This window comes from Mycolicibacterium vaccae NBRC 14118 = CIP 105934 (genome assembly GCF_001552715.1).
GTDB classification, from domain to species: domain Bacteria; phylum Actinomycetota; class Actinomycetes; order Mycobacteriales; family Mycobacteriaceae; genus Mycobacterium; species Mycobacterium vaccae.
In genome coordinates, this window is the sequence record NZ_BCRS01000221.1 from 1 (window position 1) to 7,756 (window position 7,756).

Here is a 7,756-nt window from a genome sequence, read left to right on the forward strand (position 1 = left end):
GGCGGGCTTGGCCACGGGGGCCGGGGCGGTGCGCAGCGGGGCGATCTCCCCGACGAGGTCCTTGACCTCGGTCGAGTTGGCGTCGACGTCGCGCGGACGCACCGAGATTCCGGCGCGGCGCAACAGCTGCTGGGTGTCCTTGCGCTGCTCGGGCAGCACGACGGTGACCACGTCACCGTCACTGCCGGCCCGGGCGGTACGGCCCGAACGGTGCAGGTATGCCTTGTGCTCCATCGGCGGGTCCACGTGCACGACGAGTTCGACCCCGTCGACGTGCACACCGCGGGCGGCGATGTCGGTGGCCACCAGCACCCGCGCCTCACCGCTGGAGAACGCGGCCAGGTTGCGCTCGCGCGCGGGCTGGGACAGGTTTCCGTGCAGGTCCACCGACGGCACGCCGGCCTCGGTGAGCTGCTTGGCCAGCTTGCGGGCCTGATGCTTGGTGCGCATGAACAGGATCCGCCGGCCGGTACCCGACGCCAGGCGGTGCACCAGCGCCCTCTTCGCCTCGACACCCCCGACGTGGAACACGTGGTGGGTCATCTGGACGGGCGCGTCGGCGGCCTCGTCGACCGAGTGCAGCACCGGATCGGTCAGGAAGCGGCGCACCAGCTTGTCGACACCGTTGTCCAGGGTGGCCGAGAACAGCAGCCGCTGCTCGCCGGCCGGCGTCGCGGCCAGGATGCGGGTGACGCCGGGCAGGAAGCCCAGGTCGGCCATGTGGTCGGCCTCGTCGATGACCGTGGTGGCCACCGCGTCGAGGTTGATCAGCTTCTGCCGCATCAGGTCTTCGAGACGGCCGGGGCAGGCCACCACGATGTCCACGCCGGAACGCAGCGCGCTGACCTGCCTGCTCTGCGCGACCCCGCCGTAGATGGTGGTGACGCTCAAACCCGACAGTGCCGCAAGCGGTGCCAGTGTCGCGGTGATCTGGGTGGCCAGTTCGCGGGTCGGTGCGAGCACCAATCCCGACGGGCGCGAAGGCTGACTACGGCGACCGGTGAGTCGGGTTACCAGCGGCAGGGAGAACGCGAGAGTCTTTCCGCTGCCGGTCTTTCCGCGGCCGAGCACGTCGCGTCCGGCGAGCGAGTCGGGCAGCGTGGCGGCCTGGATCGGGAACGGCTCGCCGATCCCCTGTGCGGCCAGTGAGCCCACCAGGGCTGCGGGCACACCGAGTTCGGCGAAGGTTTGGGTGGTCATTCTTGAGAGGCTTCCTGTCTATCGGCCTTGTCGGGCAGCGTGTGCCCGGCAGCCGCGACGGAGACCGTCATGCGGAGTGCGCACACCGTGGCGAGTTCGCCACAACAATGTCTGGTGGTGATGGTGTCGGCGCTGTGAAAAGGCACCCTGCTCCGGTGGTCCGCAGCCGACGTCTCGTCAACAATAGCCGATGTCGCCCGGCCCAGCGCATTCGAGGTGGTCAGTACGTGGTGTACCCGGTCAATCCGGCGGCCAGCGAGACCGGTACCCGGGCCTTCATCCTGGTGCCGCTCTCGGTGTGTTCGACGGCGTCGACGCGCCCCTCGGCGTGCACCCGGTTCACCAGATCACCACGCTCGTAAGGGATTGTGACGTCGACCACGGTGTCGCGCGGCGCGATCATCTCGGCCATCCGGGCCTGCAGGCGTTCCAGCCCGTCCCCCGTGTGCGCCGACACGAACACCGCGCCCGGCAACGCCCGGCGCAGCTGGGCCAGGGTGAGACCGTCGGCGGCGTCGATCTTGTTGACCACCAACAGTTCCGGCGGTGCCGGCGCGTCGGTCTCGGCGACCACGTCGTTGACCACCTGGCGCACCGCGTTGATCTGTGCCAGCGGGTTGGCATCGGATCCGTCGACGACGTGCACCAGCAGGTCGGCGTCGGCGACCTCTTCGAGCGTCGACCGGAACGCCTCGACCAACTGGGTCGGCAGGTGCCGGACGAAACCGACGGTGTCGGTGAGCACGAACTCACGGCCGTCGGGCAGTTCCCCGCGCCGGGTGGTGGGTTCGAGGGTGGCGAACAGGGCGTTCTCCACCAGCACCCCCGCGCCGGTCAGCGCGTTGAGCAGGCTGGACTTGCCGGCGTTGGTGTAGCCGACGATGGCCACCGACGGCACGTCGTTGGCCACCCGCCGGCCGCGCTGCGTGTCGCGGACCTGCTTCATCTCGCGAATCTCGCGGCGCAGCTTGGACATTCGTTCACGAATGCGCCTGCGGTCGGTCTCGATCTTGGTCTCGCCCGGGCCGCGGGTACCCACGCCGCCACCGGCGCCGCCGGCCCGGCCACCGGCCTGGCGGGACATCGACTCGCCCCAGCCACGCAGCCGCGGCAGCATGTACTCCATCTGGGCCAGCGACACCTGCGCCTTGCCTTCGCGGCTGGTGGCGTGCTGGGCGAAGATGTCCAGGATCAGCGCGGTGCGGTCGATGACCTTGACCTTCACCACCTTCTCCAGCGCGTTGAGCTGGGCGGGGCTCAGCTCGCCGTCGCAGATGACGGTGTCGGCGCCGGTGGCGACCACGATCTCGCGCAGTTCGGCGGCCTTGCCGGAGCCGATGTAGGTCGACGGGTCGGGTTTGTCGCGGCGCTGGATCAGGCCTTCGAGCACCTCGGAGCCGGCGGTCTCGGCCAGCGCACGGAGTTCGGCGAGGCTGGCGTCGGCGTCGGCGGCGCTGCCCTCGGTCCACACGCCGACCAGCACCACGCGCTCCAGGCGCAGCTGGCGGTATTCGACCTCGGTGACGTCGGCCAGCTCGGTGGAGAGACCGGCGACCCGGCGCAACGCCGTGCGGTCCTCCAGGGCCAGTTCGCCGACGCTGGGATTGTCGTGGGGAAGTTCAGGATGGGTCATAGGCGAATCAAGATTCGCACGAATGTCATTAAGCATGCACTCCAATTAACGTGCCGGCCGCGCCGGCTGTTCCCTGTTGGGCCGCCCACCACCGGTCGGCGATCTCCCCGTCGGCGACCAGGACCGACGGTCCGCGCAGGAAACTGTTGGCCTCGGTGACGGTGACCACGACCTCGCCGCCGGGCACGCGCACCGTCAGAGCTCCGGTCTGCGCGCCCTGGTGGGCCAGCGCGGCGACGGTGGCCGCGACGGTCCCGGTGCCGCACGAGCGGGTCTCCCCCACTCCGCGTTCGTGCACCCGCATCGACACCGCCCCACCGGACGGTGCGGTGAGCACCTCGACGTTGACGCCGTCGGGGAACTGCGCGGCGTCGAACCGGACCGGTGCGGCGACGTCCAGGGCGCGGAGTTCCTCGGCGGTCAGCGTGTCGTCCACGCAGGCCAGGTGCGGGTTCCCGACATCGACGGCGAGCCCGGTGAAGACCCGGCCGCCGACGGTTGCGGTGCCGGTGCCCAGCTGGTTGGCCTTGCCCATCTCGACGGTGACGTCGGCGGTGGTGCCCGCGGGGCCGTGCAGCACCACGGGCCGGGGGCCGGCCAGCGAGCCGACGACGAACTCGTCGCGGGTTTCCAGTCCGCTGGCGCGCAGGTAGTGCGCGAACACCCTCACCCCGTTGCCGCACATCTGCGCGATCGACCCGTCGGCGTTGCGGTAGTCCATGTACCAGTCGGACTCGGCGACGCCCTCGGGCATCCGCGCGAACACCCCGGCGGCGTGCGCGGCGCCGGCGGTCGTCACGCGCAGTACGCCGTCGGCGCCGAGGCCCCGGCGCCGGTCGCACAGCGCGGCGATCGCGGCCGGTGTCAGCGCCAGCTCGGCGGTCAGGTCCGGGAGCAGCACGAAATCGTTCTGCGTGCCGTGTCCCTTGGCGAACTTCACCCGGTCAGGATACGTCGCGCCAGGCGCGCAGCACCGCGTCGACATTGTCTGCCGCCGCGCCGTCCAGCCAGGTGATGCGGTGGTCGCGACGGAACCACGAGCGTTGCCTGCGCACGTAGCGTCTGGTGCCGACGAAGGTGGGTTCGCGCGCGGCGCTGCCGTCGCCGCCGGCGTCCAGGTCGGCGAGCACCTGCGCGTAGCCCAGTGCCCGCGCGGCCGTGACACCGTCGCGCAGCCCGCGGCCGACGAGCGTGACGACCTCCTCGACCAGCCCACGTTCGAACATCAGCTCGGTGCGCCGGGCCAGCCGGTCGTCGAGCACGGAGGTCTCCCAGTCCAGTCCGATGATCGCGGTGTTCCACCGCGGGGTGCCGATGGTCGGCGCCGACGCCGCGAACGGCTGCCCGGTCAGCTCCACGACCTCCAGCGCCCGCACGATCCGCCTTCCGTCGGTGGGCAGGATCGACGCCGCCGCTGCGGCGTCGACCGCGGCGAGTTCGCGGTGCAGTGCCGCGACGCCGACGTCGGCGAGGCGCTGTTCCCAGCGGGCCCTCACCTGCGGGTCAGTCGCCGGGAACGACCACTGGTCCAGCAGCGACTGGACGTAGAGCATCGACCCGCCGACGATCACCGGCACCGCCCCCCGGGCGGAGATCGCCTCGACGTCAGCGGCGGCGGCGGCCTGGTAGCGCGCGACGGTCGCGGTCTCGGTGACCTCGAGAACGTCGAGCTGGTGGTGGGGCACGCCGCGGCGCTCGGCGGGCGTGAGCTTGGCGGTGCCGATGTCCATGCCCCGGTAGAGCTGCATCGCGTCGGCGTTGACGACCTCGACGGCGGTGTCGGCGCTGAGCGCGTCGGCGACGGCCAGTGCCAGCTCCGACTTCCCCGTCCCGGTCGGGCCGACGAGGGCCAGCGGTCGCACGGCGGTCACGGGGTCCAGACGCCGACGAAGTAGCCGACACCGTAGGGGGCGCCGCGGTAGTACTGGCCGGCCGACCGCGGGCCGGGTCCGGTCAGGCCGGCCAGTACCTGGTAGGCGACCCGGCCGAGGATCGTCGCCGGGAGCCGGGTCAGCGCGTCGGTGTCGCCGGCGGCCAGCGCGTCGTCGAGCGCGTCCTGCACGGGCGCCGCGGCCGGGTCGTAGCCGCCGGGGGCCGACGGGGTCAGGGTGTTCGCGCCGTCGGCGACCACCAGCACGCCGACGTCGTCGCGTGCGGAGTCCAGTTCGGCGCGCAGCCGGGACCCGGTCCCGACGGCCGCGGTGGCGTCCAGATCGCCCCGGTAGGCGCGCACCTGCACCTCGGCATCGGGTGCGGCCGCGCCGCGCAGCCACCCGGCGATCAGCGCACACAGCGGCAGCGCGGTGGGCTCGCCGGTGACCGCCGGAGCGGACAGCCCGACCCTGACGTCGACGCCGTAGCCGGCGAACGTGCCGGTGGTCTGCGGCTCGTGCACGCTGTCGGCGCATCCGACACCGACGGCGATCCAGCGCCGCGGCAGAGCGGCCGCGGCGGACACTGCGGCCGCGCGCATGTCCTCGGTTTCGGCAGCGGCAGAGGAGGCCAGGTCGGGGACCATCAGCGGCGCGGACGGAACGATCGCGATGGCGGTCAACACGGCATCCAACTAATCACACGGGCGCGGGGTCACGGGTGGCCGCTTCCCCGCGGGCCAGCGCGACGGTGGCCACCACCAGCACGGCCACCGCCACGATCAGCGTGATCCAACCCGACTCCCCCGGCCGTAGGGTCTCGCCGAGCACCGCGACGCCCAGCCCGCACGCGACGATCGGCTCGGTGACCGTCATCGTCGGCAGCGAGGCCGTCAGCGCGCCTGCGCGGAACGCCGCCTGCTGTGTCGAGGTTCCCAGGATCGCGATCGCCACCCACGCGTAGAACTCGGGTAGGCGGGCCATCTCAAGTACGCCGCCGAGACTGGTGACGTCCAGGCGGTGCACCACCGACTTGGTCAGCACGGCGAACAGGCCCCACAGGATGCCGGAGACCACGGCCATCAGCACCGCGCTGACCGGCCCGGACCACACCGTCGAGCCGATTACGCACAGCGCCACCACGGGCCCGAGGACCAGGGCCACCGCCACCCACGTCTCCAGCGAGGCCCGCGACGCGCCCTCGGTCGGATTACCGACGGTGACGATGACCGCGACCGCTCCCGCCAGCAGCGCCGCCCACAGCCACTCCCAGCGGGTCACCCGCCGGTGGGACAACTTGGCGCTCATCGGCAGCGCGAACAACAGCGAGGTCACCAGCAACGCCTGCACCAGCAGCACCGAGCCCAGGCCCAGCGCCGCGGCCTGCAGCGCGAATCCGATCGCGGCCACTGCGCTGCCCGTCCACCATTGCCGGTCCCGCAGCAGCTTGCTGAAAAGCTGCAGGTGGCCGACCTGTTCGTCGGTCACCTCGTGCGCCGAGCGCTGGTGGATGACGTCGCCGACCGCCATGAAGAACGCGGCGGCGAGCGCCAGCAGTGCGGCCAGATCCGCCTTCGCCATCGGCGACCTCCTCCGGTGTGTCCCGGGAGAGCCTAGGCACCGGCCCGGGCCAACGCGTGGGCGCAGTGCCGGGCGACCTGTTTCAATAGCCAGGAGCGTTGTCAGCTCACAGGCGCCGCGGTGCGCGGCAGGTGCGCGGGGAACCGCGCGACACGACACGAGGTAACGGACATGACGATCACCGAACGCGGCGGCTCCCCGGACGCCGGACCCGAGCAGACCGAGGCGACGACGCAGGAGGTCACCTCCGCGCCGGCCCCACGACCCAAACCGTCCGCCGCCAAACCCAAGCCGGGTGCGATGCGGCCCGGTCCCCGGCCGGCCGTCCCCGTGGTGGCGCCGGTGGTGGGCACCGCGCCGACCAGCGATCCGCACCGGTTCGGCCGCGTCGACCCCGACGGCACGGTCTGGCTGATCACCGCGTCCGGCGAGCGGACCATCGGGTCGTGGCAGGCCGGTGACGCCGAGGCCGCGTTCACCCACTTCGGCCGTCGCTTCGACGACCTGCACACCGAGGTGGTGCTGCTGGAGACCCGGCTGGCGTCCGGGACCGGCGATGCCCGCAAGATCCGGTCGGCGGCGGTGTCGCTGGCCGAGGGCCTGGGCGATGCGCACGTCCTCGGTGACGTCGATGCCCTGGCCGCGCGCCTGGCCTCGATCGTCGAGCAGGCCGACAGCGCCTCGCACGAGGAGAAGGCCCGCCGCGAGGAGCTGCGCGCCGCGCAGACCGCCCGCAAGGAGGCGCTGGCCGCCGAGGCCGAGGACATCGCGGCCAACTCCACCCAGTGGAAGGCCGCCGGTGACCGGATGCGGGCCATCCTCGACGAGTGGAAGACCATCACCGGGCTGGACCGCAAGGTCGACGACGCGCTGTGGAAGCGCTACTCGGCGGCGCGGGAGACGTTCAACCGGCGCCGCGGTTCGCACTTCGCCGAGCTGGACCGGGAACGCGCAGGCGCCCGGCAGGCCAAGGAGTCCCTGTGCGAGCGCGCCGAGGCGCTGTGCGACTCGACCGATTGGGGGCCCACCTCGGCGACGTTCCGCGAGTTACTGAGCGAGTGGAAGGCGGCCGGGCGCGCGTCCAAGGACGTCGACGACTCGCTCTGGCAGCGTTTCAAGGCCGCCCAGGACAAGTTCTTCTCGGCGCGCAACGCCGCCACGGCCGAACGCGACGCGGAGTTCCGCGCCAACGCCGAAGCCAAGGAGGCCCTGCTGGCCGAGGCCGAGCGGATCGACGCCTCCGACGTGGACGCGGCCAGGGCGGCACTGCGCGCGATCGGCGACCGGTGGGACGCGATCGGCAAGGTGCCGCGGGAACGCGCGGCCGATCTGGAGCGCCGACTGCGGGCGGTGGAGAAGAAGATCCGCGACGCTCCGACCGGCGGGGTGGATCCGGAGGCCCAGGCCCGTGCCGATCAGTTCCGCGCCCGAGCCGAACAGTTCGAGCGGCAGGCGGAGAAGGCGGCGGCCG

7 protein-coding genes are annotated in these 7,756 nt (G+C 72.2%); 1 reads left to right on the top strand and 6 read right to left on the bottom strand.

The annotated features are described in order from the left end of the window. The 6 genes from MVA01S_RS27415 to MVA01S_RS27440 all read right to left on the bottom strand — a co-directional run. A partial coding sequence (locus MVA01S_RS27415) for a DEAD/DEAH box helicase (protein WP_060941774.1) occupies positions 1-1,200 on the bottom strand: 1,200 nt, incomplete at its 3' end. A 220-nt stretch (positions 1,201-1,420) separates the two neighbouring features. Beyond that, on the bottom strand, positions 1,421-2,833 hold the full coding sequence (gene hflX / locus MVA01S_RS27420) for a GTPase HflX (protein ID WP_204249585.1): 1,413 nt from the start codon (positions 2,831-2,833) through the stop codon (positions 1,421-1,423). Between the two features lie 28 nt (positions 2,834-2,861). Next, entirely contained in the window at positions 2,862-3,773 is a 912-nt protein-coding gene (dapF, locus tag MVA01S_RS27425; protein ID WP_003933650.1) for a diaminopimelate epimerase, read from the bottom strand. A gap of 4 nt (positions 3,774-3,777) precedes the next feature. Next, positions 3,778-4,695 (bottom strand): tRNA (adenosine(37)-N6)-dimethylallyltransferase MiaA, encoded by a 918-nt coding sequence (miaA, locus tag MVA01S_RS27430; RefSeq protein WP_003933649.1) that lies wholly within the window; start codon positions 4,693-4,695, stop codon positions 3,778-3,780. Positions 4,696-4,700: 5 nt separating this feature from the next. Continuing rightward, positions 4,701-5,390, bottom strand: a complete 690-nt coding sequence (locus tag MVA01S_RS27435) for a class III extradiol ring-cleavage dioxygenase family protein (protein WP_003933648.1) — start codon at positions 5,388-5,390, stop codon at positions 4,701-4,703. A 13-nt stretch (positions 5,391-5,403) separates the two neighbouring features. Continuing rightward, entirely contained in the window at positions 5,404-6,285 is an 882-nt protein-coding gene (locus tag MVA01S_RS27440) for a DMT family transporter (RefSeq protein WP_003933647.1), read from the bottom strand. A 171-nt stretch (positions 6,286-6,456) separates the two neighbouring features. Between MVA01S_RS27440 and MVA01S_RS27445 the strand changes: the two genes are divergently transcribed. Beyond that, on the top strand, positions 6,457-7,756 hold a 1,300-nt coding region (locus MVA01S_RS27445), incomplete at its 3' end, for a DUF349 domain-containing protein (protein ID WP_003933646.1).